The 22,279-nt window shown below is 68.6% G+C and carries 20 protein-coding genes; 7 read left to right on the forward strand and 13 right to left on the reverse strand.

What is annotated here, in order from left to right; all coding sequences use genetic code 11:
* Positions 1 to 22: 22 nt before the first annotated feature.
* From J2848_RS16445 to J2848_RS16455, 3 genes are read right to left on the reverse strand one after another with little or no spacing between them, the layout of a single operon-like run.
* Complete coding sequence (locus J2848_RS16445) at positions 23 to 1,135, reverse strand: MSMEG_0568 family radical SAM protein (RefSeq protein ID WP_211103181.1); 1,113 nt, start codon at positions 1,133 to 1,135, stop codon at positions 23 to 25.
* Positions 1,101 to 2,114, reverse strand: coding sequence for a Nit6803 family nitrilase (locus J2848_RS16450; RefSeq protein WP_149232395.1), 1,014 nt, complete (start codon positions 2,112 to 2,114; stop codon positions 1,101 to 1,103). Before J2848_RS16450 ends, J2848_RS16445 begins: the two co-directional genes overlap by 35 nt.
* 33 nt (positions 2,115 to 2,147) lie before the next feature.
* Entirely contained in the window at positions 2,148 to 2,630 is a 483-nt protein-coding gene (locus J2848_RS16455; RefSeq protein ID WP_042693693.1) for an MSMEG_0572/Sll0783 family nitrogen starvation response protein, read from the reverse strand.
* Between the two features lie 521 nt (positions 2,631 to 3,151).
* Between J2848_RS16455 and J2848_RS16460 the strand changes: the two genes are divergently transcribed.
* Together J2848_RS16460 and J2848_RS16465 are read left to right on the forward strand one after the other, a co-directional pair.
* Positions 3,152 to 4,627, forward strand: a complete 1,476-nt coding sequence (locus J2848_RS16460; RefSeq protein ID WP_149232394.1) for an aminotransferase-like domain-containing protein — start codon at positions 3,152 to 3,154, stop codon at positions 4,625 to 4,627.
* A 186-nt stretch (positions 4,628 to 4,813) separates the two neighbouring features.
* Positions 4,814 to 5,254 (forward strand): nuclear transport factor 2 family protein, encoded by a 441-nt coding sequence (locus tag J2848_RS16465; RefSeq protein WP_170307089.1) that lies wholly within the window; start codon positions 4,814 to 4,816, stop codon positions 5,252 to 5,254.
* On the opposite strand, the gene J2848_RS16470 is transcribed toward J2848_RS16465, so the two are convergent.
* From J2848_RS16470 to J2848_RS16490, 5 genes are read right to left on the reverse strand one after another with little or no spacing between them, the layout of a single operon-like run.
* The gene (locus tag J2848_RS16470) at positions 5,239 to 6,204 is read right to left on the reverse strand and encodes a phosphatidate cytidylyltransferase (RefSeq protein WP_149232392.1); all 966 of its coding nucleotides are present in this window, start codon (positions 6,202 to 6,204) and stop codon (positions 5,239 to 5,241) included. The two genes, J2848_RS16465 and J2848_RS16470, sit on opposite strands and share 16 nt — an antisense overlap.
* A gap of 8 nt (positions 6,205 to 6,212) precedes the next feature.
* Positions 6,213 to 6,881 (reverse strand): lysophospholipid acyltransferase family protein, encoded by a 669-nt coding sequence (locus tag J2848_RS16475; protein ID WP_149232391.1) that lies wholly within the window; start codon positions 6,879 to 6,881, stop codon positions 6,213 to 6,215.
* Positions 6,878 to 7,540: a CDP-alcohol phosphatidyltransferase family protein gene (locus tag J2848_RS16480; RefSeq protein WP_149232390.1), complete on the reverse strand. Its 663-nt coding sequence runs from the start codon at positions 7,538 to 7,540 to the stop codon at positions 6,878 to 6,880. Before J2848_RS16480 ends, J2848_RS16475 begins: the two co-directional genes overlap by 4 nt.
* Positions 7,537 to 10,962: an acyl-[ACP]--phospholipid O-acyltransferase gene (locus J2848_RS16485; protein ID WP_149232389.1), complete on the reverse strand. Its 3,426-nt coding sequence runs from the start codon at positions 10,960 to 10,962 to the stop codon at positions 7,537 to 7,539. The genes J2848_RS16480 and J2848_RS16485 overlap by 4 nt, the downstream gene beginning before the upstream one ends.
* The gene (locus tag J2848_RS16490; protein WP_246193961.1) at positions 10,959 to 11,543 is read right to left on the reverse strand and encodes a TetR/AcrR family transcriptional regulator; all 585 of its coding nucleotides are present in this window, start codon (positions 11,541 to 11,543) and stop codon (positions 10,959 to 10,961) included. The genes J2848_RS16485 and J2848_RS16490 overlap by 4 nt, the downstream gene beginning before the upstream one ends.
* 217 nt (positions 11,544 to 11,760) lie before the next feature.
* Between J2848_RS16490 and J2848_RS16495 the strand changes: the two genes are divergently transcribed.
* Genes J2848_RS16495 through J2848_RS16505 form a run of 3 tightly spaced genes read left to right on the forward strand, consistent with a single transcriptional unit; the run spans position 11,761 to position 13,991 of the window.
* Positions 11,761 to 12,174 (forward strand): DUF350 domain-containing protein, encoded by a 414-nt coding sequence (locus tag J2848_RS16495; protein WP_149232387.1) that lies wholly within the window; start codon positions 11,761 to 11,763, stop codon positions 12,172 to 12,174.
* A 19-nt stretch (positions 12,175 to 12,193) separates the two neighbouring features.
* On the forward strand, positions 12,194 to 12,778 hold the full coding sequence (locus J2848_RS16500) for a DUF1190 domain-containing protein (protein ID WP_149232386.1): 585 nt from the start codon (positions 12,194 to 12,196) through the stop codon (positions 12,776 to 12,778).
* Positions 12,779 to 12,782: 4 nt separating this feature from the next.
* A complete protein-coding gene (locus tag J2848_RS16505) occupies positions 12,783 to 13,991 on the forward strand; it encodes a glutathionylspermidine synthase family protein (RefSeq protein WP_149232385.1) in 1,209 nt (402 codons plus the stop codon).
* A gap of 12 nt (positions 13,992 to 14,003) precedes the next feature.
* Here J2848_RS16505 and J2848_RS16510 read toward each other — a convergent pair whose 3' ends face one another.
* The 5 genes from J2848_RS16510 to J2848_RS16530 form a co-directional block, all read right to left on the reverse strand.
* The gene (locus J2848_RS16510) at positions 14,004 to 14,756 is read right to left on the reverse strand and encodes an isochorismatase family protein (RefSeq protein WP_149232384.1); all 753 of its coding nucleotides are present in this window, start codon (positions 14,754 to 14,756) and stop codon (positions 14,004 to 14,006) included.
* Positions 14,757 to 14,773: 17 nt separating this feature from the next.
* Positions 14,774 to 16,090, reverse strand: coding sequence for a nicotinate phosphoribosyltransferase (locus J2848_RS16515; protein WP_149232383.1), 1,317 nt, complete (start codon positions 16,088 to 16,090; stop codon positions 14,774 to 14,776).
* Between the two features lie 30 nt (positions 16,091 to 16,120).
* A complete protein-coding gene (locus J2848_RS16520; protein WP_149232382.1) occupies positions 16,121 to 17,848 on the reverse strand; it encodes an NAD+ synthase in 1,728 nt (575 codons plus the stop codon).
* 85 nt (positions 17,849 to 17,933) lie between these two features.
* Positions 17,934 to 19,082 (reverse strand): bifunctional nicotinamide-nucleotide adenylyltransferase/Nudix hydroxylase, encoded by a 1,149-nt coding sequence (locus tag J2848_RS16525; RefSeq protein WP_149232381.1) that lies wholly within the window; start codon positions 19,080 to 19,082, stop codon positions 17,934 to 17,936.
* A gap of 133 nt (positions 19,083 to 19,215) precedes the next feature.
* Complete coding sequence (locus J2848_RS16530) at positions 19,216 to 19,902, reverse strand: GntR family transcriptional regulator (protein ID WP_170307088.1); 687 nt, start codon at positions 19,900 to 19,902, stop codon at positions 19,216 to 19,218.
* 168 nt (positions 19,903 to 20,070) lie between these two features.
* Here J2848_RS16530 and J2848_RS16535 point away from each other — a divergent pair, with 168 nt between their 5' ends.
* Both J2848_RS16535 and J2848_RS16540 read left to right on the forward strand, forming a co-directional pair.
* On the forward strand, positions 20,071 to 20,916 hold the full coding sequence (locus J2848_RS16535) for a fumarylacetoacetate hydrolase family protein (RefSeq protein WP_149232379.1): 846 nt from the start codon (positions 20,071 to 20,073) through the stop codon (positions 20,914 to 20,916).
* Between the two features lie 284 nt (positions 20,917 to 21,200).
* Positions 21,201 to 22,214 (forward strand): 2-keto-3-deoxygluconate permease, encoded by a 1,014-nt coding sequence (locus J2848_RS16540; protein ID WP_149232378.1) that lies wholly within the window; start codon positions 21,201 to 21,203, stop codon positions 22,212 to 22,214.
* The last annotated feature ends 65 nt before the right edge of the window (positions 22,215 to 22,279 follow it).

Genomic DNA, 22,279 nt, shown 5'->3' on the forward strand with positions numbered 1-22,279 from the left:
GCAAACACTCCAGGGAAAGGGGTCAGTCTTCGAAGAGCGACAGGGCGGAACAGGCGCCGCATTTGCCGCAGCCGGCCTTGCTGTCGGACGCCCGCATGCCGGCGCGCTTCAGCATGCCGCCGACGGCGGACAGCAGGTCGTGCATGAAGGCGGGGGACGGGGCGGGATGGTCCTCCAGCGGCGTGCCGGAGACCGGGACGAAGGGGACGACGAAGGGATAGACGCCCATCCCGATCAGCCGCTCCGCCATGGCAAGGATCGCCTCGCGGCTGTCGCCCAGCCCGGCCAGGATGTAGGTTGACACCTGCCCGCGGCCGAAGACCGGCACCGCCGCCTCGAAAGCCGAGTAATAGCGCTCCAGCGGGACGCTGGCCTTGCCGGGCATGATGCGGGCGCGCACCTCCGGCGTCACCGCCTCCAGATGCATGCCGAGCGTGTCGATGCCGGCGTCGCGCAGGCGGGCGAACCAGCGGTCGTCGTCGGGCGGTTCGCACTGGCCCTGGATCGGCAGGTCGACCGCCGCCTTCACCGCCGCGGCGCTCTCGCACAGGATGGCGGCGCCGCGGTCGGGGGTGGGCGGCGTGCCGGTGGTCATCACCATGTGGCGCACGCCGTCGAGCAGGACGGCGGCCCGCGCCACTTCGGCCAGCTGCTCCGGCGTCTTGCGGGCGATGGTCCGCCCGGCCGCCAGCGACTGGCCGATGGAACAGAACTGGCAGGTCTTGGTCCGGCTCTGGTAGCGGATGCAGGTCTGCAGAACGGTGGTCGCCAGCACGTCGGCGCCGTGCAGGACGGCGATCTTGGAATAGGGGACGCCGTCCATGGTCTGCAGCGCGTAGAAGCGCGGCTGGCGGGGGAAGGTCACCCGTCCCATCGTCACCCCGTCGCGCCGCACCAGGCTGGCGCCGTCGGCACCCGGCGGCTCGGCGACATAGGGGGAGGCGAAGGCGCCGGCGGTGTGGACCGGCACCATCACGGTGCGCCCGTCCACCGTCATCGCCTTGTGGTCGCTGGGACCGGCGCCGCCGCGGCGGCTGGGGGCTCCGACCCTGGGGTCGGCCAGCCGGACGCCGAAGGATTGCAGTTCGGTGATCAGCCGGCTAGCGGGCAAGCTGGAGGAGCTGGGCGTCGTCATGGTCGGCCTCGGCTTTGGGGGAGGGGACGATTGCGGTGACAGGGGTGGCCGTCGTCGTCATCGGCGCTGCGGGACGGTTGTCGAGGGTCAGCGACAGCAGCTCCGGCCGGGCGTAATGGCCGACCGAATCCATCATCCGCTTGCGTTTGGTGATCAGACCCATGTCGAGGTCGGCGACCAGGATGCCTTCGCCCGACGTCAGCGGCGGCACGACATGGTTGCCTTCCGGCGAGACGATGGCGGTCATGCAGCCGCCGCGCAGGGCCTTCTGCAAACCGGTGTCGGGAGTGATCGACTGGATCTGCTCGTCGGTCAGCCAGCCGGTGGCGTTTACCACGAAGCAGCCGGACTCCAGAGCGTGGTGGCGGATGGTGACCTCGATCTGGTCGGCGAAGATCTGGCCGACCAGCGAGCCGGGGAACTGGGCGACGTGGATTTCCTCGTGCTGGGCCATCAGGGCGTAGCGCGCCAGCGGATTGTAATGCTCCCAGCAGGCGAGCGCGCCGACCCGGCCGACGGCGGTGTCGACCACGGTCAGTCCGGAGCCGTCGCCCTGGCCCCAGATCATGCGCTCGTGATAGGTCGGGGTGATCTTGCGCCGCTTCAGCACCAGCCGGCCGTCGGCGTCGAACACCAGCTGGGTGTTGTAGAGCGAGCCGTGGTCGCGCTCGTTCACCCCCAGCACCACCACCACGCCGTTGGCACGGGCGGCGGCGGCGACCGCCTCGGTGACCGGGCCGGGGACGACGACCGCGCGCTCGTAGAGCCGCAGATGGTCGGCGCCGGCCAGGACGGGCGGGCGCACGAAGGAGAAATAGGGATAGTAGGGGACGAAGGTCTCCGGGAAGACGACCAGCGCCGCTCCTTGCGCGGCGGCGTCGGCGATCGCCCGGCACACCCGCTCCACCGTTCCGTCCGCGCTGTCCAGGTCGGGGGCGATCTGCACCGCCGCCACCCGGACCGTTCTTTTCTCCGTCATGCTCCGCCCTCCAGACTTACGCTTAAAGTGCCGTTACAGCGTCCAGGTGTTCAGAATGAATGCATTCGCTTTGCGGTGGAGCAGGACGATGTCCAGCACGTCCAGCGGATTGATCGGGCGCACGCCGGGGATCAGCGCACCCTCGCCATGGCCGTAAAGCGCCTGGAGCGCGAAGCGGCAGGCATAGACCTTGCCGCCTTCCTCCATGAACTTGACGATCTGCTTGTTCATCGCCTGATGGCCCGGGAAGGCCTCGTCGCCCAGGGTGGGGAAACCGCGCTGCACGCCCAGCGTGACGCCGGGGCCGTAGAGCAGGACCGAGGTCTCGAACCCCTTGCGCAGCAGCCGGGTCGCCTGCAGCAGGTTGACCAGCCCGATGGACCCTTCGAACGCCACCGTGTGGAAGGTGACCAGAGCCTTTTCCCCCGGCTCGGCCTTGACGTCCTCGAACACCTTCTCCTCGTAATCCACCAGGACGTCGCCGGTCTGGTTTTGCGGCTTGGTGACGGCAGGCATGGATCGCACTCCTTTATTGGTCTCGGCGTCTTCGTGATCGACGCCCCCGGCGCCGGGCTGTCCGCTCCTGGCGTGGCAGCGTCCGGCCTCCAGTCATCAGCAAATCGCGTGCCAGTCACTTTTCCGATCACTTTTCCGGCGGAACTCCTAGATTTCCATACAATCAACGCCGCGACCGCGTATAATGACTGCGATCAAAGTGGCGGTTTCCGCTCAATGATCGGGCTATGGATGGCGAAATTTTGACCATCCGACCCAGATGCTCACGGTTTGAGCGGATTTTTCGACCCGTTGCGATGCGGTTCCGCAAAGTTCGGGGGAGAAGACGCAGGGGGTGCGGCATGCTGCATGGGATGATCGAAATGGCCGGAAACAAAGGGCCGCGGGACTTTGTCGCGGTGTTGGAGCTGGTGGTTGCCACGGGTGGGGCGGGGCGCTTAGGATGCGCCGTCCCGTCCGGGGCGGGGTGCCTCCGGAACGGGCGCTGCTCAGTTTGGATCCATGCGTTGGACGTGGTTTGAATGCAAACGCTACAAGGTCAGTTTCCGTCTTCCGTCGGGCGCCCGCACCCCTGGCATGCGGTGATCCACGGCAGCGACAAGCCGCGCTACGTCGCGATCGCCGACGTGATCGCCGACGACATGCGCAACGGACGCCTTGCGCCCGGTGCCCGGCTGCCGGCGCAGCGGGTGCTGGCCGAGGCGCTGGAGGTCGATTTCACCACGGTCGCCCGCGGCTATCAGGAGGCGCAGCGGCGCGGCCTGATCGAATCCCGCGTCGGCGCCGGCACCTTCGTCCGTGACGAGGCTTCGACAATTCCTTGCGCTCCGGAAGCGCTGCCGGTCGGGGATGCCGTCATTCCAGCCGCCCAGCCGCCTGTCCGGTCCAGTGCGCGCTGTTCCGCCGACCTGTCGATGAACCTGCCGCCGGACATCGACGATCCGGAGCTGCTGGCGCGCATGCGGGCCGGTCTGGCGGAGGTCGGGCAGGATCTGGTCGATCTGCTGCGCTATCAGGAGTTCGGCGGCGCCGAACAGGACCGGCAGGCCGGCGTCGACTGGCTGGCCTTGCGCGGCCTGCCGGTGCGGTCGGAACGGCTGCTGGTCTGCGCCGGTACCCACAGCGCCCTGCATGCGGTGCTGGGCGCGCTGGCCAAGCCGGGCGACCGCATCTGCGCCGAGGCTCTGACCTACCCCGGCCTGCGCGGGCTGGCGGCGCAGCTGGGGCTGGAGGTGATCGGCCTGCCGATGGACGAGAACGGCATCCTGCCCGATGCCTTCGCCGAGGTCTGCCGCACCCGTCCGCCCAAGGCGCTCTACTGCAATCCGACCCTGCAGAACCCCACCACCATCACTCTGTCGGCCGAGCGCCGTCAGGCCCTGGTCGACATCGCCCGCCATTACGGCGTCGCCATCGTCGAGGATGACGCCTATGGCGCGCTGCCGGTCGGCGGGCCGGTTCCGATGGCGGCCCTGGCGCCGGATATCGTCTTTTATATCGGGGGTGTGGCGAAGGTCCTGGGGGCCGGCCTGCGCGTCGCCTATCTGGTGGTCCCGGAGGCGCGTCATGTCTGGCAGTTGTCCGCCTTCCTGAGGGCGACGACGGTGATGGCCTCGCCGCTGACGGTGGCGCTGGCGACCCGCTGGATCGGCGACGGCACGGCGCAGGCGATCCTGGCGGCCATCCGGGCGGAATCGACCCTGCGCCAGACCATCGCCCGCGGCATCCTGCCGGGACCGGCCCCGCGCTCCAAGCCGGAGGCCTTCCACTACTGGCTGCCGCTGCCCGCGGGCTGGAGCCGGTCGAGCTTCGCCGCGACCCTGCGCGGGGCGAAGCTCGGCATCGTCGTCAGCGACGCCTTCTCGGTGAACAGCCCGGCGCCGGAGGCGGTGCGGCTGTGCCTGGGCGGCTGCGACCGCGACGAGACCCGTGGTGCGCTGGAGATGATCGCCCACACCCTGTCGCGCCCGCCGGAACTGGCCTCCGTCTTTCTGTAAAGTCCTGTTGATCGGTCGCCCTTTGTGGGCGCCCACCATCCGATTGCCGCCTGCGCACGGACGGATGGGCGACTTCATCCTTCGGGGCACGCCGACTGTCTTGCTTGTCCAGGAGGAGGAGGGGCGTAGGATCCCGCCTCCGGTCTCCGAAAGATGAAATCTCCGGAGCAGGGCAGGGAGGACGTCATGGCGCAAGCGGATCTGGCGTGGCTGCGAACCCTTTACGACCGCTATGGCGCCGGAGAGGTCCAGGCGGTGTTCGATCACCTGTCTCCCGACGTCGAATGGGTGTCCAACCGGGGATCACCGGTCTTCGCGTCCTTTTCCGGGACATTCCGGGGGGCGGACGGCGTCCGCCGCTACTTCGACGGGCTGATGCAGGAGTGGGTCATCGACCGGCACGAGATGCTCGACATGACGGTCGAGGGCGATGATGTCCGGGTGCAGAATCTGGTCGGCGCCACCTACCGCAAGACCGGCAAGCGGATCGAGACGGTGACCCATCACCATCTGCGTGTGAACAACGGCCGCATCGAGCGCTTTGAAGAGCAGTTCGACGATGCAGCCGTCGCCATGGCCTGTGACGCCGATTGTGCCGAGGGCTCCCCCGGTCAGGTGAACCAGTAACGCGTGAGATGGAAGAACAGCGGCGCCGAGAACACGATGGAATCGAGGCGGTCGAGGACGCCGCCATGCCCTTCGATCATGGTGCCCCAGTCCTTGACCCCGAGGTCGCGCTTCATCGCCGACAGGACGAAGCCGCCGAAGAAGCCGGCGATCACGATGATCAGCGACATGCCGGCCGCCTGGAGCGGCGAGAAGGGCGTGATGACGTGCAGACCGGTGCCGATGGCGACGGCGGTCAGCCCGCCGCCGACCAGCCCCTCCACCGTCTTGGACGGGCTGATGCCGGGTGACAGCCGGGTCTTCCCCCACAGCTTGCCGAAGACATATTGGAAGACGTCGCTCAGCTGCGCCACCGTCATCAGGTACAGCAGCAGCAGGGCGCCGGGCAGCCGGTAGCCGGGGATGTCGAGCCACAGCAGGGCCGGCGCGTGGCTGGTGCAATAGACCGCCAGCATCAGCCCCCACTGCGCCTTGGCGGTGCGGGTCAGGAAGTCGGTCGGGTCGGCGCCCAGCACCGACAGCGACGGCAGCGCCATGAACACGTAGACCGGAATGAAGATCGAGAACAGCCCGTACCAGCCGATCCCGATCAGCCAATATTGCAGCGGCACGACCAGAAAGAAGGACAGGAACAGCCCGGCATGGTCGCCGCGCCGGGTCGGCGTCAGCGTGATGAACTCGCGCAGCGCCAGATAGGACAGCAGGGTGAACAGCACCAGCGTCACCACGCTGCCCAGCAGCATTGCCGCGGCGAACAGCGCCACCATCACCCACCAGGAGCGGATGCGGGCGTTCAGGTTGCGCACGGTGTCGCGGCCGGCCGGCGTCTGCACCCGCCAAGCCAGGACGGCGCCGATCAGTGTGGCGGTGACCAGCAGGCCGAGGGCGGCGCCCGAGAGCCAGAGGAACAGCGGGTCGGTGGTGGTGAGGAAATTCGTCACTGAGTTCATCACGCTGTTCATTGGGCGGTCCGTTGGCCGGTGGATTGGGAATCGGGTTGGGAAGCGGATGGAGACCGCGACAGCGACACCAGCGCATCGCGGGCCCGTTCCAGGAAGGCCGCCTTGTCTTCACCCGCGACTGCTTCCAACGGGGCGCCGAAGCGCATGGTGCAGATCAGCGGCACCAGCAGCGGCATGCCCTTCGGCATCACCCGGTGCAGGTTCTCGATGAAGACGGGCACCAGCTCGGCATTCGGCACCCGTTGGGAGAGATGGTAGAGGCCGCTCTTGAACGGGGCCACGGTGCCGTCGCCGCGCGTGCCCTCGGGGAAGAGGATCAGCGACTGGCCACTTTCGAGCACCGCCGCCATGGCGTCCATCACCTCCGCCGTCGCCTTGCCGGTGCGGTCGACCAGCAGCGCGTTCAGGCAGCCCACCGCGATCGCGCGCCGCAGGGCCGAGCCCCCCCAGTAATCGAGCGCCGCCACCGGATGGGTGCGCGCCCGCAGCTCCGCCGGCAGGGCCGCCATGACGGCGAGCGTGTCGAGGTGGCTGGTGTGGTTGGCGAAATAGATGCGCGGGACATCTGCTGGAGCGCTGCCTTCCCAGCTCGCGCGGGCACCGACCAGCAGGCGGGTCAGCCCCAGGAGACCGTGACGGAGCGCCGGTTGGAGAAGAGGGATCATGACCGGGCCTCCAGATGCTGAGACTTCAGGCGGCGGGCGATGCCGAGCGTGCGCGTCGCGACGGTGAGCAGGCTGCCGCCCATGATGATCCAGGCCGCCGCCAGCAGGCTGTATCCCGTCCCCCACAGCGCATGCTCGATCGCCTGGGCGAGCAGGGCGACGGTGAGGGCGGCCATGCGGCGCTGCTTGGCCATCACGCCGCCGAAATCCTGCGCCAGCCCCAGGGCACCGCCGAAGGTCCGGACATAGGCGGTCATCATGGCGGCCAGCGCCGCCGCCCAGCCGAGCCATGGCAGGCCGGCGGCGTAGCCCAGCGGCACCAGGAAGGCGGTGTCGGCGACGCGGTCGGGAATCTCGTTGTAGAGCGCACCGACCGGCGAGCCCTTGCCGCCCTCCACCGCGACCATGCCGTCGAGCAGGTTGCAGATCAGGCGCAGCTGGACGCAGAGCGCGGTGCCGATCCAGGCCAGCACGCCGCCCTGCAGCAGAAGGGCGCCGCCGATCGCCGCCCACACCGCTGACAGAACCGAGATCTGGTTCGGTGTCACCGGCGTCGTGGTCAGCCACGCCGCCAGCCGTTGCGCCCAGCGGGCCGACCGGGTGGCGATGGGGCGCCGGTCGGCGGCCGCCTTGGCAGACGTTGTTGTGGTCTCCATCATGCAGCCTCCGTGGCGACGGCCTCCGCGGCGAACCGCGTCACGGCCGGATAATCGGTCTTGCCGGTGCCCAGCAGCGGGACGGCGTCGATGCGCAGAACGTCACGCGGAATGGCGATCTCGGGCGCTCCCCGGCTCCGGGCGGCGGCGACCAGCGCGTCACGGGACAGCGTGGCGCTGGTGGTCGCCAGCAGGATCCGCTCGCCGCGCTTGGGGTCGGGCAGGGTGACGGCGGCATGCGCGGCGTCCGGATCGGCGAGCCCCGCCAGCTCCTCGACGAGGCCGAGCGGGATCATCTCGCCCGCCACCTTGGCGAAGCGCTTGACCCGGCCGACGATGCGGATGAAGCCGTCGGCGTCGATCTCGACGATATCGCCGGTGTCATGCCAGCCGTCTGCCGGCGGCTGGATTTCGCCCGGACGGTCGGCATGCAGGTAGCCCTTCATCACGTTCGGCCCGCGCACCCGCAGCCGCCCGCCAGCATCGACGCCGGGAACCGGCAGCAGTTCGGTCTCGATCCCAGGCAATGGCTGTCCGACGCTGCCGGGGCGGAAGCGGGCCGGGGTGTTGACGGCGATCACCGGTGCTGTTTCGGTGGTGCCGTAGCCCTCCAGCAGATGGACGCGCAGCCGTTCGGTGTAGACGCGCCGCGTCTCGTCCTGAAGCCGCTCGGCCCCGGCGAAGACGAGGCGCAGCGAGCGGTAGTCGTACGGGTCGGCCGACCGCGCCCAGGCGTTCAGGAAGAAATCGGTGCCGAACAGGACGGTGGCGTTGGTCTGGTAGACCAGCTCCGGGATCAGCCGGACATGGCGCGGGTTGGGGTAGAGCACCGTCTTCACCCCGTTCAGGATCGGCAGCAGCATGCCGCCGGTCAGGCCGAAGGAATGGAAGGTGGGCAGGCAGTTGAACACCACGTCCTGCCGGGTGAAGTCCACCACCGACGCCACCTGCGCCATGTTGGCGAGCAGGTTGCCATGGCTGAGCGCCACGCCCTTCGGCGGCCCCTCCGACCCGGAGGTGAAGAGGATGGCGGCGATGTCGTCGGAGCTTCCCTGCGGCGGCAGCAGCCGTTCCGGCGCGACCAGCGCCGCCAGGGCGCGCAGCTTGTCGCCCAGCCGCAACCCGCGCTTCACGTCTTCGAGATGGATGATGGCGTGGTCGGCGGCCAGCGCCTCGACGAGCGCGCCGAGCCGGGCCTTCTCGATGAACTGGGCGGAGGTGACGATCCGGCGCACCCCGGCGGCGCGGCAGGCGGCCTTCACCGCATCCGGGCCGGCGGTGAAGTTCAGCATGGCGGCCGGACGGCCATGGGCGGCGAGGCCGAAGAACACCGCCGCCGTCGGCGAGGCCGTCGGCAGCAGCACCCCCACCGGCTCGTCCGCTTCCGTGCCCTTGGTCAGGATGCGGCCGAGCACCAGGGCGCGGGCCACCAGCGCGCGGTAGGACAGGGTGGAGAAGTCGCCATCCTGGACGGCATCCTCCCGCGCCCCGGTCTTGGCCCGGGCGTCGAGCAGGGCCAGCATCAGCGTCTCCTGCTGACGGCGGGCGGCGAAGACGCTCTCCGTCATCACCCGCGACAGCCAGGACTTCAGGGCGGCGCGCCGCTTCTTGCCGACCAGACCACCACCGGGGCCGCCGACCTCCGGAGTCGTCACCGGCGGCAGCACGGTGATGGTGATGCGTGGGAACAGGCCGAGCCGCAGCCGGCCCTGCATGCGCGACAGCACCGAACGCTGGGCGCCCTCGATGCAGACCGGCACCACCGGGCAGCGCGCCTTGTCGGCCAGCATGCCGGGGCCGCCGTTGATCTTCATCAGCGACCCGGTGACGGTGATCCGGCCCTCCGGAAAGACGCAGACCTTGTCGCCGTCGGCGAGCGCGCGGGCGAGGATTCGGGTGCCGAGCGGGTTGGTCGGGTCGATGGTCACATGGTCGGCGATCGCCAGGAAGGGCTTGACCAGGGGGTGCCTGGCGATGTGGGTGTCGACGGCGAAGCGCATGCCCGGCAGGAAGGCGGCGAGCAGCGCGCCGTCCAGGAAGGACTGGTGGTTCGGCGTCACCACGGCGGCGCCGTCGAGACCGGCCAGATGCTCGGCCCCACGGACCTCCACCCGGAAGGCCAGCTTGAAGAAGGCACGGAAGATGGCGCGCATCAGCGCCTGCGCATCGACGGCGAGCGCCATCACCACGGCGACCAGCATGCTGGCACCACCCACGGAGGAGACAACCAGCGGCGAGGCCCCCAGCGCCAGCATCGCGGCGGCGGCGGCCGAGCCGGCCACCATGTAGAGCGCGTTGACCACATTGGCGGCGGCGATGACGCGGGCACGGGTTCCCGCCGGCGCCCGGTGCTGGATCAGCGCATAGAGCGGGACGGCGAAGGCCCCGCCGGCGGCGGCGATGACGAAGAGGTCGGCCAGCAGCGGCAGCGCCCAGGGCTGGGCCAGCAGGGCCAGCGGCGACAGCGGTACCAAAGCCGGGGCGGCCGGGGTCAGCAGGGGCAGGACGGCCCCCGCCAGGGCGGCGACCAGACCGGCCAGGGCGGCGCGGCCGGCATCTGCGGTGGACGGCGTGCGGTGGCTGAGACCGGCGAACACCGAGCCGGCGGCCACACCGATGGCGAACACCGCCAGCAGCAGGGTCGCGCCACCGCTGTCGGTCCCCAGCGTCTCGCGGGCGATGGAGGGGAATTGCGCCATCACCACCGCACCGACGCCCCAGAACACCGAGATGCCGTGGATCGCCCGCATCGATGCCCGGTCGCCGGCGGCCGCGCGCAGCACCTTTGCCGTCACCGACAGCGGATTGAGGCCGACACGCACCGCCGGGTCGGCATTGCCGGCACGCGGGATGAACAGCGACGCGGCCAGCCCCAGCACCGCGGAGGCGCCGAGCAGCCCCGGCACCGCCCAGGGGTGGAGCAGGGCCAGCGAGCCGCCGGCGATGGTGCCCAGCAGGATGGCGACGAAGGTCCCGGCCTCCACCAGTCCGTTGGCGGCGGTCAGTTCCGACGGGGCGAGCAGGTCGGGCAGCAGGCCGTATTTGACCGGCCCGAACAGCGTCGAATGGGCGCCCATGCCGACCAGCGCGATGATCAGGACCGGCAGGTCGGCGGCGACGATGCCCAATGACGCCATCGCCATCAGCCCGATCTCCGCCAGCTTGACGATGCGGGCGATCAGCGTGCGGTCATAGCGGTCGGCCAGCTGGCCGGCGGTGGCCGACAGCAGCAGGAAAGGCAGGGTGAAGGCGCCGGCCGCCAGCGTCGAGATCATCGCTCCCGTCAGGAGGCCGTCGCCGGCAACACCATACACCGCCAGCACGGCGATGGCGCCGCGCAGGACGTTGTCGCCGAAGGCGCCGAGGAACTGGGTGAGGAACAGCGGCAGGAAGCGCCGCGTAGCGAGAAGGGCGGAAGCGCTCATTGTCCGGCTCCGATCCTGGCGGTAGGGGTTGCGATGCCGGTGAGGATCGCGTCGGCGATGGACCCGGCGAGGCTGGAGAGCGGCGCCGTCTGCCGGCCATAGACCTGCGACTGCACGTTCAGCACGATGGCGCCGATGACGATGTGGGACAGCGCGTCGCGGTCGGCCGGTACGATGCTGCCCTCGGCGATGCCGTCGGCGACGATGCCGCAGATCACGTCGACCGGCGTCTCCTGGCCCTCGGGCACCAGCGGCAGCGATTCGTGCTGCGACAGCAGAAGGAAACGGGTGCGGTCGGGAGCGGCCTCCGCCAAGTGGAAGGCATGGCCGATGATCCGCCGCAGCCGCTCCGGCGCCGGACCCTGGCCGGCGGCATCGCGCAGGCTTTGCGACATGGCCGTGTATTCCGCCGCGAACAGATCGGCCGCCAGTTCCTCCTTGCTCGGCCAGTGGCGGTAGAGCGCCCCCTCCGACACCCCGGCGGCGCGGGCGATGTCGCGGACCGTCGTCGCCTTCACCCCCTTCTGGGCAAACAGCGCGATGGCGGCGTCGCGGACCTTCTGACGAACGTCGATGGACATGGCGTCCCTCTGTGAATGAATGTTCACTCACAGCCTGACGAAGCCATTTTGCCGGCGCAACGGCAAAAAAGGATAGGTCCGACGCCCGGTCCCGGAGCAACGGAGGCACCGCGTCTGCGCAGATGCGGCTTGACCGCTACCATTGCGATCATCGCCTGCCGGATGCTTGCGAACGGCGCAACGCGCCGGGTTCGGTCAAGCAATGTCGGATGAGCGCATGGCACCGGTTCTCCAGTCCCTGACCACCCTTCCGTCCTATCTGCTGTTCGCCGCGGTGATGCTGGGCTTCCTGCTGCTGTTCATCCTGGCCTACACCGCCGTCACCCCCTATCGCGATCTGGCCCTGGTCCGCCGGGGCAACACGACCGCGGCGCTTACCCTGGGCGGCGCCATGATCGGCTTCGCCCTGCCGTTGACCAGCGTCGCCTCCCACACCACCAGCATCGTCGATCTGGCGGTGTGGGGAGTGATCGCGCTGGTGTCGCAGCTTCTCGTCTATGTCATCGGCTCCCGCGTGCTGCTGCCGGATTTCCGTGCCGGCGTCGAAGCCGACCGCACCGCCTACGGCGTTCTTCTCGGCAGCCTGTCGATCGCCGTCGGGCTGCTGAACTATGGCTCGCTGACCTATTGACTGGAGGAAAGGCTTTCCGATGAAGCGCTCGCACACCGTGGCGGCTCTGCTGCTGGGCGGCATCAGCCCGGTCCTGTTCGCTTGCGGCGAGGACAGCCCCGAGGAGGCGACCGTCTATCCTTCCGTCGAGGCCTGCACTGCCGAGATGCCGGCGAACGAGTGCGCCGCGGCCTTCGCCACCGCGCGCGAGGAGCATCAGAAGAGCGCTCCCCGCTTCGCCAGCCGCGAGGCCTGCGAGGCGGAGATGGGGGATGGCGCCTGCACTCCGGCCAATGAAGGCGGTGGAAGCAGCCTCAGCAACGTCTTCGTCCCGGCCTTCGTCGGCTTCATGATCGGCCGCAGCCTGACCGGCGGTTATGCCCAGCCGGTCTATTTCGACCGCCAGGGCTACGCCCGCAGCGGCAGCACCCGGATCGCCGAGACCCCGCTCCCGCCGCAGCGCCGGGACGAGATCCGTCAGGGTAGCGGGGGCGTCGCCTCCAGTTCCGGTTCCTACTACCGGCCGGGTTTGGGCAGCACGGGCAAGTCCTTCACGGTCACCACGACCGGGCGCAGCGCCGGCTTCGGCTCGACCGGCTCGTCGCGCGGCTTTTCAGGGAGTTGACGCCATGGAGCGTATCCGGACGGCGCCCCGCCCGCACTGGCAGGCCAAGCTGGAGGAGATCGGCTTCCCCTTCCACACCGAGGCCGACGGCACGGCCTATTGGGACGAAAGCGCCCATTGGCGTTTCTCCCTGGCCGAGATCGAAACGCTGGAGGCCGCCGCCGAGGAGGTCTACCGCCTGTGCGAGGAGGCGGTCGGCCATGTCGTGACGCGCGGGCTGTACGAAGCGGTCGGACTTCCACGCTGGGCCGCCCCGGCCATCGAGGCGAGCTGGGCGGAGCGTGACGGGCGGGACATGGCGCTCTACGCCCGCTTCGACTTCGCCTGGGACGGCAAGGGCGGGCCGCCGAAGGCGCTGGAGCTGAACGCCGAAACCCCGACCTCGCTCTACGAGACCGCCGTCGCCCAATGGTGCTGGTTGCAGGACGTCCATCCCGACGCCGACCAGTTCAACAGCCTGGAGGAGGCTCTGGTCGAGCGCTGGCAGGCCCGCAAGCAGGCCTTCCCCGCCCTGGCGTCGCAGGCGGAGGCGGTCCATTTCGCCTGCCTGATGCCGCATCCGGAGGACGAGGCGACCATCGCCTATCTCCAGACCCTGGCCTTGCGCGCCGGCATGACCACCAAGGCGATGCCAATCCAGTCGATCCGCTACGACGACGCCTCAGGCCACTTCCTGGACGACGCCGGCCTGCCGATCCGGCATTTGATGAAGCTCTATCCCTGGGACTGGATGATCCGGGAGACGACCGGCCGCGAACTGGTGACCGCCGCGGCGCAAGGGCGGATCCGGATGATCGAGCCGGCCTGGAAGATGGTGATGGCGTCGAAGGGGCTGTTCGCCCTGCTATGGGCGCTGAATCCCGGCCATCCCAACCTGCTGCCGACGGCGCTCGACCGCAGCGGCTTTCCCGCCGGAAGCACGGTGGTAGCGAAGCCGCTGCTCGGACGCGAGGGCAGCAACGTCAGCATCGCCACCCTCGACGCCGCCGGCTTCCCGGCCGGCCAGCCGATCGCCCAGACTGAGGGACCCTATGTCGATGACGGCTGGGTCTATCAGGCCTACACGCCGCTGGCGGAGTCCGACGGCAACCATGCCGTCTTCGGCGTCTGGATGGCCGGCGACAAGGCCTGCGGCCTGGGCATCCGCGAGGACCGCGCACTCATCACCGGCAACACCAGCCGCTTCGTCCCGCACCTGATCGCGCCGGAGTGACTGCGCAGGCGGTCACGGGGCCTGGAGGATAAGCTCGTCGGCGATCACCGCACCGCTCGCCTGCATCAGATACAGCCCGATGTGGTGGGCAACCCTCTGCGGGTGGGCGGCGGTGTCGGGCAGGCCGAGGCTGCGGGCGGTGTCCAGCGGCAGGTCGTAGGTGGCGCATCCCGGCTCATACACCACGATCTCGCGCAGCGGCCCGGTCATGCCATGGTTGCGCGCCGACAGCAGAGCCTGCACCGCCTGGAGCACGCAGATGTCGGTGCAGATCCCGTCCACCACCAGGGTCTCGATGCCGTTGGCGGCGATCCAGTCGAACAGCCGGTTGCGCCCGGTCGCGAGGTCGGTCGTCCCGACCACCCCGTTTATGCAGTCCTTGCGCATCAGCGTGACGCCGGGGGCGCCGTCCAGCCAGGACAGCTCCTCGACCAGATTCTCCTCGCCGGTGCCGGCCTCGCAATGGGGCGGGTAGGGATATTCGGGCTTGCCCGGCTCATGGGTGTCGAGGAACACCGCGATGGGGTGGCCGGCCGAGAGGAACAGCCGGTTGGTGCGGTCGATCTCGGCGATCATGCGGCTGACCTGGGCGTTGGCGACCGGCGGCGCCAGATTGCCGCCACCGATGGCGGCGAACCCGTTCACCGGATCGACGTCGAGCTTGCCAACCCGCTTGCCGGCCAGCGCCACGGCGGTCCTGCGCACCGGCAGGGCGATAGCGACGGCCTCCAGCGCGGCGTCCGGGCTGACGAGAGTCTCGGCCATGATGCGTCTCCTATGGTTCAGACCAGCACCGGGACGTTCGCGACGCCCTCGGTGCCGAAGATGGCGCGGTAACGGGCGACCTCGGCCGCCGCCCCGGTGGCCTTCTCGTAATTGTCGCTGAGCTTGACGGCTTCCTTCCAGGTGCCATCGACCTCGACCGCCGTCACCTTGCAGACGAGGCTCAGCGGGTCGAGCCCCTGGCCGCTGCGCGGGTGGCAGTTCCGGAAGTCGGAGGTCAGCAGGGTGCCCCAGCCATAGCCGTCGCGGATGCGGCCGGCGAAGGTCCGGTGAAGCCGCAAAATGTCTTCGACGTCCAGCCCGTCGCTGAACAGCACGCGCTTGTCGCGGGGATCGCGGCCATGCCGTTCCAGCCAGCCGATATATTCCTCGCCCGCCGTCACCGGGTCCTTGCTGTCCACCCGCATGCCGGTCCAGTCCGCCACCCAGTCCGGCGCGTTCCGCAGGAACTGGGTCGATCCGAAGGTGTCGGGCAGGAACACCAGCATCGCCCCGCCATAGGTCTCCTGCCACAGCCGCAGGACGTCGTACTGCGCCACCCGCAACTCGTCATCGCTCCGGGCCAGCGCCGCAACGGTGGTCGGCAGCTCGTGCGCGTTGGTGCCGATGGCCTCCAGGTCGTGCTTCATGGCGAGGTGGGTGTTGGAGGTGCCGATGAAGCGCGGGCCGAGTTCGGCCGCCATCGTCTCCACCACATATTCCTGCCACAGGAAGCTGTGGCGCCGCCGCGTGCCGAAATCCGACAGGCTGAGGTCGGCGAGCGGCCGCAGCTTTTCGATCTTGTCCCACAGGCGGACCTTGGCGCGGGCATAGAGGATGTCGAGTTCGGTCTCCGTCATGCTCGCCAATGCGGCGCGGGTCTTCAGCTCGTTGATGACGCTGAGGGCGTAGATCTCCCACATCGTCACCATCGGCCAGGGTCCCTCGAAATCCAGGCGCCATTGGCCGTCCTCCTCCGACAGCCGGTAGTCGGGCAGGGCGAAATCCTCGGCGAGCCAGGCGACGAACTCGGGTCGGAAGATGCCGCGCTGGCCGTAGAAGGTGTTGCCCTGGAGCCAGACCGCCTCGGAGCGCTTCAGCCGCAGCGAGCGGACATTGTCCAGTTGGCGGCGCAATTCGGCCTCGTCGATGATCCGGGCCAGCTTCACCGACCGGGTGCGGTTGATCAGGCTGAAGCGGACCTTCACGTCGCGGAAATGCCGCCAGATGAATTGCAGCATCGCCAGCTTGTACCAGTCGGTGTCCAGCAGGGAGCGGACGATGAAATCGGTGGCGAAATTGTGGTTGTGGGCGCGGCTGCTGAAATTGACGAGCATGGCTGGAACCTCCTGTTCTGACTGACCGGGTCACAGCCCGTAGTGATTGGTGACCGGCAGGCGCCAGCCCGGCCCATAGGTCCGTTCGGTGACGACGACGCCCGGCGGGCTCTGGTCGCGCTTGTACTGCGCTCGCGCCGCCATGCGGCCGATTCGCCCGGCATAGTCGGTGGAAATCGGCTGTCCCACCGCAGCACTCGCCAGTTCGGCGGCGCGGTCGGCGCCGTTCAGCCCCTCGACCATGGTCGCCAGCACCGCATCCAGATGCTCGTAGGCGCCCAGCGCCTGTTCGTCGGTCTGGTACTCGCGCAGTTCGGCGCTCGGCGGCTTGGCGATGATACGGTCGGGCATCACGGCACCCTGCGGGCCAAGCAAGCCGGAGAGCAGCAGACCAGATGATCCATGCGTGTTGCGCCAGCGCGCCAGACCGAAGACGAGCGTCTTGTAGACATCCTTCAGCACCGAATAGCCGCCGCACATGTCGCCGTAGAGGGTCGCGTAGCCGACGCTCATCTCGCTCTTGTTGCCGGTGCTCAGCACCATCAGCCCGAGCCGGTTGGACAGCGCCATCAGGGTCATGCCGCGGATCCTGGCCTGGACATTCTCGAAGGTGGTGTCGTCCGCCGGCACCGGCCGGTCGGCAAAGACGGGGGCGAGCATGCCGCCGAAGGCGTCCATCGCCGGCGCGATCGGTACGGTCAGCAGGCGGGTACCGAGCAGGGCCGCCGCCCGTTCGGCATCCTCCATGCTCTCCGCCGAGGTATAGGGCGACGGCATGCGCACCGGCAGCACGCGGTCGGCGCCCAGCGCGTCCACCGCGACGGCGGCCGACAGGGCGCTGTCGATGCCGCCCGACATGCCGAGCACCACGCCGGGAAAGCCGTTCTTGTTCACGTAATCGCGCAGGCCCAGCACCAGCGCCCGGTACATGGCCTCCGGTTCGTCGGGATAGCCGTTCGGCAGCATGCCCAGCACATCGCCGCGCCGCAGGTCGACCCCGCCGTCCTCGCCACGTTCCAGCGTGATGTCGAAGTCGCACTCGCGGAAGCCGGCCTGGGTGATCACCAGCCCGGCGCGGTCCATCACATAGCTGCCGCCGTCGAACACCAAACTGTCCTGCCCGCCGACCTGATTGACGTAGAGGATCGGCAGGCCGGTGGCCCTGACGGTGCGGCGGCCGATGGCGACGCGGACCGCCTGCTTTCCGGTCCTGAAATGCGAGCCGTTCGGCACGATCAGGATCTCGGCGCCTTCCGCCGCCAGGGCCTGGGCGACCTTGCCGTGCCAGAAATCCTCGCAGATGGCGATGCCCAGGCGGAAGCCGCGGAAATCGACGGGCGAGGGCAGCGGGCCGGGAGCGAAGACCCGCTTCTCGTCATAGACCTCGTCATTGGGCAGGGTGTGCTTGAGCACGATCTTCATCGAGCCGTCGGTCTCGATCAGGAAGGCGGCGTTGTAGGGCAGGGCGGCGCCGTCGAGCGGGCCGCCGACCAGCACCGCCGGCCCGCCGTCGCCCCGCATCTCGCCGGCCAGCGTGTCGAGCGCCGCGCGGAAATCGCGCCGGAAGCCCGGACGCAGCACGAGATCCTGAAGCGGATAGCCGGTGCCGAAACACTCGCTGAACACCAGCAGGTCGGCCTTGCCGCGATACTGCGCGCGGCGGTGGCGGATGATGGCGAAGTTGTCCCGGAGCGCGCCGACCGTGGGGTTGGCCTGGACGCAGACGATGCGCAGAGTGGTGGACGGAATGGTTGTCATGGCAAAGCTCCTTTGCCGAATGCCGCCGGTCTGTCCGGCGGGCTTGGTCGTCATGCTGGATTGCGGCGCTGGAGGGACACCGCACTCAGCTGTTGGACAAGGCGATCAGGGTCTGGATGATGTGAAAGTGATCCTCGAACATCCGTTCCGGATCGATTTCCGCGATCGGCATCCAGCGGGCCGACCTGGCGTCGTCGCCGCCGCGCACCTTGGGAAAACCTTCGTCGGTGGCCTTGAGCTGGATGAGGAAGGCCTGGGTCACCGTGCGGCCGCGCGACGAGCGGTAGGGGTGGTCGAAGATCTGGCTGGCGCGGATACCGCCCTCCAGGAAGCCCGCCGGAACCTTGAGCCTCGTCTCCTCCCGCAACTCGCGGATCATGGCGTCCTTGATCCGCTCATGCTGGCCGACGAAACCGCCGGGCAGGGCCAGCAGGCCGCGTCCGGGCAGGCCCCGGCGCTCGACCAGCAGAACGTGCCCGGACAGGACCACCACGGCGTCGGCGGTCAGGAAGGTCGGCGGGTAGGGGGCATCGGCCCACCCCGCCCGGTATTTGGCGATGTAGGCGCTTTCCTCGGCCAGCCGCCTGTATTCTCCGGTGCTTGCGAACTCCGCCATGAAGGCGGCGACATTCGCCGGCAGCGCATCCTTCCATGTCTCCAGCGCCGCCGCCGCATCGGCGAAATAGGCGTCGCGGATGGGGGTGGCGGAGAGCCCCCGGCAGTTCTCGCACTCCACGGCGCCCCATTGCGGGAACATGCGCAGGTAATAACTGCTGTGGTCCTTGGAATGGCCGATCAGGCCGACCAGGGGGGGCGAGCCATCCGCTGAGCCTTGGGCGGCCGGTCGGTGGTGCTGCACGACCACGCCGTGGACCGCCGCCTGCACGTCGCGGATCCATTCCAGATCATTGTAGCGGTCGATGAGGGGAAGCACGGTGATGCGCCCGCACTCTTCCGGCGGGAAGGCGCCCAGGATGCAGGAGCGCACTTCTTCGAAGCGGAAGGGATTGCGGTGGCTGCGCGCCTGACGCGACGACCCGACCAGCACGATCAGATGGCGCCCCAGCGACAACGCCTGCCGCATGACGGTGAGATGGCCGAGATGGAAGGGCCGGAAACGGCCGACGAAGACCATGAAATCAAAAGCGGAAGCGCCCTGGGCGCGATCGGCCGCGGTCTTCTTGGGCAACGACAAGGTGCCGGACTCGCGTCCGGAAACGGTGGCGGAACACATGCTCAGCAAGCTCCTTGCTGAATGAACGCCGCAGTCTATCTGCGGCATGCAAACGATACGGTCCCGGCGGGCGTTTCTCAAGAGCCTTCCTGCCTGCTCTTAAGAGGCACTGCGTCCGGCAGCGCCGCGTCGATCAGTCCACCAGGGCGCCTTCCTGAAACAGCCTTTCCACGGCATCGGCGGTTCGCTGGTAATGCTCCTTCAGGGCCGCCACCGCCCCATCGGCGTTCCGGTCGAGCGCGAAGGCCATGATCCTCTCATGTTCGCAAACGACGTCGCGGGACTGGTTGGGCACGCTGACCGACAGGCGGCGGTAGCGGTCCGCCCGGACGAACAGCTTCTCGCACAGTTCGATCAGGATCGGCGACCGGCAGGCCGAGATCAGGACCCGGTGGAAATCGGCATGCCGCAGATCCCAATCCTCCCGTATGGCCGTCGGCAGGTCGTCGCGTTCGCGGGGAAGCCGCGACATCACATGGTGTGCCGCCAGCAGGCGGCCCTCCCACGCCGAATCGCCATGTTCGATCGACAGCCGCAGCGCCTCCCCCTCCAGCAGCTTGCGGGTGCCGACGATGTCCAGCAGTTCCGCGATCGACAACGGGGCGACCGAGAAGCCCCGGTGGTCGTCCGAGACTGTGAAGCCCTCCGCGGTCAGCCGGACCAGGGCCTCGCGCACCGGCGAAACGCTCATGCCGCACAGCGCCTGCAGATCGGCGAAACGCAGGCGCTGGCCGGGCTTCAGCAAGCCGGAGCGGATGGCCCGGTGAATGACGGCATAGGCATCGCCCGCCAGCGTGCGTGCTTCGGCACGGTCCTTCATGACTGTTCCTTCCAAGCGGGCATCCACATTTTCGAAAATCCTACGCTCATTCGAAAACCATTGACAGCATATATGATCCATGGAAACTGTATGCCAACGCAGCAATCCTGAAAAATGACCGCCTTGGACAAGGATCGCAAGGCCGGTCGGTGCTAAGGAGACAAGGCTTTGAAACTCGTCCGCTTCGGGGCTCCCGGTGAAGAGAAGCCCGGCTTGATCGACGGCAATGGTGCCATCCGGGATCTGTCGTCGGTCGTCAAGGACATCGACGGTTCCGCGCTGAGCAAGAGCGGCCTGGACAAGATCCGGTCGGTCTCGGTCGATGACCTGCCGGTGGTCCAGGGTTCGGTGCGGCTGGGGTCCTGCGTGACCGGCGTCGGCAACTTCATTGCCGTCGGCCTGAACTATGCCGACCATGCGGCGGAAAGCGGCATGCCGGTCCCGGCGGAGCCGGTGCTGTTCAACAAGGCGCCGTCCTGCATCGTCGGCCCGGACGATACCGTGCTGATCCCGCCCGGCTCCGAGAAGACCGACTGGGAGGTCGAACTCGCCATCGTCATCGGCGAGCGCGCCTCCTATGTGTCGGAGGCCGACGCGCTGAACTACGTCGCCGGCTACTGCGTGTGCAACGACGTGTCGGAACGCGCCTATCAGCTGGAGCGTGGCGGAGGGCAGTGGGCGAAGGGCAAGGGCTGCCCGACCTTCGGTCCGCTCGGCCCCTGGATGGTCACCAAGGACGAGATCGAGGATGTCCAGAACCTCGCCATGACCCTGTCGGTCAACGGCCAGACCATGCAGAACGGTTCCACCCGGACGATGGTCTTCCAGGTGCCGTTCCTGGTGTCCCACATCTCGCAGTTCATGACGCTGATGCCGGGCGACGTCATCACCACCGGCACCCCGCCGGGCGTCGGCATGGGCCAGAAGCCGCCGCGCTACCTGAAGCCGGGCGACAGCATCCGCGTCGAAATCCAGGGGCTGGGCGTGCAGAACCAGCGCGTCGCCGCCACCTGACCAGTGTTGCGGGCCGCGGGCGATCGCGGCCCTTACGGGAAACCCAAGGACCAGAAACCCGGAAACCGGAGACGCGCGGGCTTGGCCAACGGTTTGGCCACCCGGCGCGGCCCGGCCATCTTTTGTGACGATCGACGCTGACTCCCGTCAGCTGGCGGACAAAGTCCGACCGGCGCGCCCTGTCGCGTCATCGTCGCCCTTCAAATCAATGCAGAAAGCGGGGAGTCGCCCTTGCCGGCGATGACGCCTGCTCATCCATCCGAGATCTGCGGAGAACGCGCCCGATGAACATCAAAGACACAATGGACCGGATTCCCGGCGGCCTGATGCTGGTGCCGCTGCTGCTCGGCGCCCTGTGCAAGACCTTCGTTCCCGAAGCGCCCGGCTATTTCAAAGGCTTCACCCAGGGCATCATGACCGGCGTCGTGCCGATCCTGGCGGTCTGGTTCTTCTGCATGGGCGCGTCGATCAAGCTGAGCGCCACCGGAACCGTGCTGCGCAAATCCGGCACGCTGGTCCTCACCAAGCTGGTCGCCGCCTGGATCATCGTGCTGGTGGCCTCGCAGTTCATTCCGGCCGAGGGCATCCACAGCGGCTTCTTCGCCGGGATGTCGATCCTGGCCATCGTCTGCGCCATGGACATGACCAACGGCGGGCTCTACGCCTCGCTGATGCAGACCTACGGCACCAGGGAGGAGGCCGGCGCCTTCGTGCTGACCTCCATCGAATCCGGTCCGCTGATGAGCATGATCATCCTCGGCGCATCCGGTGCCGCGCATTTCGAGCCGCAGATCTTCATCGGCGCGGTGCTGCCCTTCCTGGTCGGCTTCGCACTCGGCAACCTGGATCCCAAGCTGCGTGCCCTCTTCGCGCCGGGCGGCCAGCTGATGATCCCGTTCTTCGCCTTCTCGCTCGGCAACACCATCAATCTCGGCACGCTGTTCTCGCCGCTGCTCGGGCTCGGCCTGCTGCTGGCGTTCGGCGTCATCATTCTGACGGGCATTCCGCTGATCCTGGCCGACAAGATCATCGGCCGCGGCACCGGCACCGCCGGCATCGCCGCCTCCTCCACGGCGGGTGCAGCCGCAGCCAACCCGGTGGCGATCGCCGCCGTCGCCCCGCAATTCGCCCCCGCGGCGGCCGATGCCACGGTGCTGGTGGCGATCTGCATCATCGTCACCTCGGTCGTCGTGCCGGTCATCACCGGCCTCTGGTACAAGCGCTTCGGCCAGGGGCTGGCGGAGACGAACCGCGGCGACTCCCCGATGATGCCGGCCGGGGCGACGCCGGTGGACTGACGCTGCGCCCGTTCTTCGACAGAAATCGTCTTTCAAACCCGTCAAGCATCGCTTCAGGAGTTGGA

The sequence above is a fragment of the Azospirillum lipoferum genome (assembly GCF_024170005.1).
In the GTDB taxonomy this organism is placed as follows: domain Bacteria; phylum Pseudomonadota; class Alphaproteobacteria; order Azospirillales; family Azospirillaceae; genus Azospirillum; species Azospirillum lipoferum.

What these genes read in the sequence shown, in the direction of transcription:
- J2848_RS16445 (WP_211103181.1), bottom strand. Translation starts at nt 1,135, where the DNA reads ATGACGACGCCCAGCTCCTCCAGCTTGCCCGCTAGCCGGCTGATCACC.
- J2848_RS16450 (WP_149232395.1), bottom strand. Translation starts at nt 2,114, where the DNA reads ATGACGGAGAAAAGAACGGTCCGGGTGGCGGCGGTGCAGATCGCCCCC.
- J2848_RS16455 (WP_042693693.1), bottom strand. Translation starts at nt 2,630, where the DNA reads ATGCCTGCCGTCACCAAGCCGCAAAACCAGACCGGCGACGTCCTGGTG.
- J2848_RS16460 (WP_149232394.1), top strand. Translation starts at nt 3,152, where the DNA reads ATGCAAACGCTACAAGGTCAGTTTCCGTCTTCCGTCGGGCGCCCGCAC.
- J2848_RS16465 (WP_170307089.1), top strand. Translation starts at nt 4,814, where the DNA reads ATGGCGCAAGCGGATCTGGCGTGGCTGCGAACCCTTTACGACCGCTAT.
- J2848_RS16470 (WP_149232392.1), bottom strand. Translation starts at nt 6,204, where the DNA reads ATGAACTCAGTGACGAATTTCCTCACCACCACCGACCCGCTGTTCCTC.
- J2848_RS16475 (WP_149232391.1), bottom strand. Translation starts at nt 6,881, where the DNA reads ATGATCCCTCTTCTCCAACCGGCGCTCCGTCACGGTCTCCTGGGGCTG.
- J2848_RS16480 (WP_149232390.1), bottom strand. Translation starts at nt 7,540, where the DNA reads ATGATGGAGACCACAACAACGTCTGCCAAGGCGGCCGCCGACCGGCGC.
- J2848_RS16485 (WP_149232389.1), bottom strand. Translation starts at nt 10,962, where the DNA reads ATGAGCGCTTCCGCCCTTCTCGCTACGCGGCGCTTCCTGCCGCTGTTC.
- J2848_RS16490 (WP_246193961.1), bottom strand. Translation starts at nt 11,543, where the DNA reads ATGTCCATCGACGTTCGTCAGAAGGTCCGCGACGCCGCCATCGCGCTG.
- J2848_RS16495 (WP_149232387.1), top strand. Translation starts at nt 11,761, where the DNA reads ATGGCACCGGTTCTCCAGTCCCTGACCACCCTTCCGTCCTATCTGCTG.
- J2848_RS16500 (WP_149232386.1), top strand. Translation starts at nt 12,194, where the DNA reads ATGAAGCGCTCGCACACCGTGGCGGCTCTGCTGCTGGGCGGCATCAGC.
- J2848_RS16505 (WP_149232385.1), top strand. Translation starts at nt 12,783, where the DNA reads ATGGAGCGTATCCGGACGGCGCCCCGCCCGCACTGGCAGGCCAAGCTG.
- J2848_RS16510 (WP_149232384.1), bottom strand. Translation starts at nt 14,756, where the DNA reads ATGGCCGAGACTCTCGTCAGCCCGGACGCCGCGCTGGAGGCCGTCGCT.
- J2848_RS16515 (WP_149232383.1), bottom strand. Translation starts at nt 16,090, where the DNA reads ATGCTCGTCAATTTCAGCAGCCGCGCCCACAACCACAATTTCGCCACC.
- J2848_RS16520 (WP_149232382.1), bottom strand. Translation starts at nt 17,848, where the DNA reads ATGACAACCATTCCGTCCACCACTCTGCGCATCGTCTGCGTCCAGGCC.
- J2848_RS16525 (WP_149232381.1), bottom strand. Translation starts at nt 19,082, where the DNA reads ATGTGTTCCGCCACCGTTTCCGGACGCGAGTCCGGCACCTTGTCGTTG.
- J2848_RS16530 (WP_170307088.1), bottom strand. Translation starts at nt 19,902, where the DNA reads ATGAAGGACCGTGCCGAAGCACGCACGCTGGCGGGCGATGCCTATGCC.
- J2848_RS16540 (WP_149232378.1), top strand. Translation starts at nt 21,201, where the DNA reads ATGAACATCAAAGACACAATGGACCGGATTCCCGGCGGCCTGATGCTG.